Genomic DNA, 2,580 nt, shown 5'->3' with positions numbered 1-2,580 from the left:
CCCCTTTTGAGAAAAGTTGAAACGTGAAAAAACCGGTGACGATGCCCGGCACTGCCAATGGCAAATAGATTATAAAGGATAGAAATTTTTGCTCCAAGCGTTTTCGGAATTTAAGGGTCGCCCATAAGGCTCCACCTACGGAGACGACCACGGCGACCAAGGCAATCAAAAAACTGTATAAAAAAGATCGGAAAAATTCGCCCGAAGCCAATACCGATGTCCAAAATTCAGTGGTAAAACCCTTGTTGGCCACCCCGATAACGCCAAAACTATACAACAGCGCATATATAAACGCGGCCGCAAACGGCACTACGCCTATGGCGATGAATAGGATGATTTCAAATTTTGGTCTTTTATTTTTCAATGACTTTTTTTCTAAAATCCTCGTAGAGGCGGATCATATATTCGGGTGCCGGTTCGGCGATAGCGTTGTCTTCCAGTTCTTTCATTTCAGGACCGAACTGGCGTTTGGCCACTTTATTGAATTTTTGTTGCCAGTCTACGGGCAGGCTTTCCATATCCAATACGGTATTCGAGTTCATTCCGTTTACATCGGCCTTTTTCAGTTGGGCTTCGGGGGAAAGCAAAAAATCAATGACCTGCATAGCACCTGCCTTTTGGGGAGCATTATACAGCACCCCAAGATAATTTGAGTTCTTGATCGTACCATTATCCCAAGCATAGCCACGCGTGGATTTAGGATAAAGCCCGTTCAGTACTTTTTCTTCGATACCGCCCTCGCTAAAGCCGTAGATCAATAGAAGTTCGCCATTGGCGTAGAGTTGTCCCATTTTGGACTGTTCTTTGGGGAAGGTACGGCCTTCCTTCCAAAAGTACTTCTTGTGGGCGTTGACATATTCCCATAGTTTTTTCGAAAGAAGGTTGTATTTTTCTTCGTTGAAGGCACCGTCGAGACTATTGGGACCTCCGCCAAATTCGGCCATAAAACTTTTGAGAAGTGTCATGCCCGTAAAATCGTTGGAAATGGTAAAGGTGCCGGGATACCGTTCGAGATATTCTGTCAATTGTGAAAGGTTCTTCGGGGGATCTACCACCTTGGCTGAATCGTATACGATAGCGAACTGATTGATGCTCCATGGGGCTTCCATGCCCTTGACCGGTTGTTGAAAATCTGTGTTGATGAACGGATCGTTCATATTGATATGCTCGGCGTTCGGCAGTTGATTTACGAACGGACCCCAGAGGCCATTAACCTTTCGGAGCTGGAAAAAAGTTTCCCCGTTGATCCAAACCATATCTACCTGTCCCTTTTCGATATCGGCCTGCTTTTCGCCCATGACCAATTGAACGATTTCGGGGCCTTGGCCACCGCTGATTTTTAGGTCGATGTTATATTTCTTCTTGACGGACGGTACCACGTAGTTGTTGATGTAGTTGTTGATTGCGGGACTGCCCTGCCACATCATGAAGTTGACGGTGCACCCTTTGGCCTTTTGGGCAATTTCATGCCATGAGGCCGTTTTTAGCACTTCTTCATCGGCTTTAGGCTTTTCCGCGCAGGATACAACGAGCAGGATGGATACTATTATAAACGGTATTTTTTTATGTTTTAGCATTTGGTTTTTAACATTTTGAGCTTAATCCTTCTCCCACCATCCTTTGCTATTGATATCATCACCGCCCATCCGTTCGACGGCTTCGGCGTAATTGGCACTATTGGTCGCCTGTTCGGATTCCGGATAAAAATACCGAACGGGATATCTGTCGTCATTCAAATTGTCAGGGCCGGGTTTTAGATTGGGTATGCCGGTTCTACGGATGTTGAACCAGGCCTCATGTCCGTTGGAAATCAGGCTTAGCCATTTTTGTGTCAGGATTTTATTGAGGTTGTCCGCGCCGTTGAGGGCTATGGCGCCCCTTGTAAAATAATCGGCAGGCAGTTCTACCCCGTAGTAGGCAAAACTAGCGGCGATTCCATTTTGGTAGAAGGTTTCGACATCTCCAGTGATATAGCCCCTTTCCACGGCTTCCGCCAATGCGAACTGTACTTCGGAATATTGCATGAACTGGGCATCCACACCATCAGGAACCTCCCTGAAAATAGTCCCGAAAGGAGAAATGTCATCCAAATTAATATTGGCAGCCGATATGGTTTCCCGGTCTTGTCCGTTTAATAAGCCTTTATAGTCTGGATCGCCCTCTAGTACGCTTACTTCGGTCGGTTTGTACAACACGGTCACTCGCGGATCGTTCCAAAGGCTTAGAACGGAATCGGCGGTTCGGGTCATGCGATGCTCCAAATAAAGGCCCAGAGAGGAATTGACTAAGGGATATTGATTGGGGGCGGAACTCAAATAAGGCACAATGGCGTTTTGATCATTACTTTCCATCAGCTTTCCCGACGTGGCCAAGGCCTGCAATTCGGAAAAATCGGTCAGCCTTTTGCTGATACGTAACAGGTAGCGCAATCGTAACGAATTGGAAAAGCGCACCCATTTGTCGAGATCTCCGCCGAACATGACATCACCTTGAATAGACGTGTTGGTGTTTTCTAAGGTAGTCGCCGATCGCTCCAAAACGGCAAGAATACCAGTTTCCGGGTCGGTGTAGATGCTTTCC

General features: G+C 46.7%; 2 protein-coding genes and 1 pseudogene. All 3 read right to left on the bottom strand.

Annotation, left to right across the window (positions count from 1 at the left end):
* A pseudogene (locus ACEW8S_RS13025) lies at positions 1 to 364 on the bottom strand (ABC transporter permease); the annotation flags it as partial.
* Complete coding sequence (locus ACEW8S_RS13020) at positions 354 to 1,577, bottom strand: ABC transporter substrate-binding protein (protein ID WP_373518577.1); 1,224 nt, start codon at positions 1,575 to 1,577, stop codon at positions 354 to 356. The gene ACEW8S_RS13020 and the pseudogene ACEW8S_RS13025, both read right to left, overlap by 11 nt.
* 21 nt (positions 1,578 to 1,598) lie before the next feature.
* Positions 1,599 to 2,580 (bottom strand): SusD/RagB family nutrient-binding outer membrane lipoprotein (locus ACEW8S_RS13015; protein ID WP_373518576.1); only part of this gene is annotated, 982 nt, incomplete at its 5' end.

This window comes from Pricia sp. (assembly GCF_041745955.1).
Taxonomy (GTDB): Bacteria; Bacteroidota; Bacteroidia; order Flavobacteriales; family Flavobacteriaceae; genus Pricia.
The sequence above is the reverse complement of the archived record's forward strand: the minus strand, read 5'-3'. Positions and strand labels throughout refer to the sequence as shown.

Excerpts from the sequence above, each read along its gene's own strand:
- ACEW8S_RS13020 (WP_373518577.1), bottom strand. The coding sequence starts at position 1,577 with ATGCTAAAACATAAAAAAATACCGTTTATAATAGTATCCATCCTGCTC.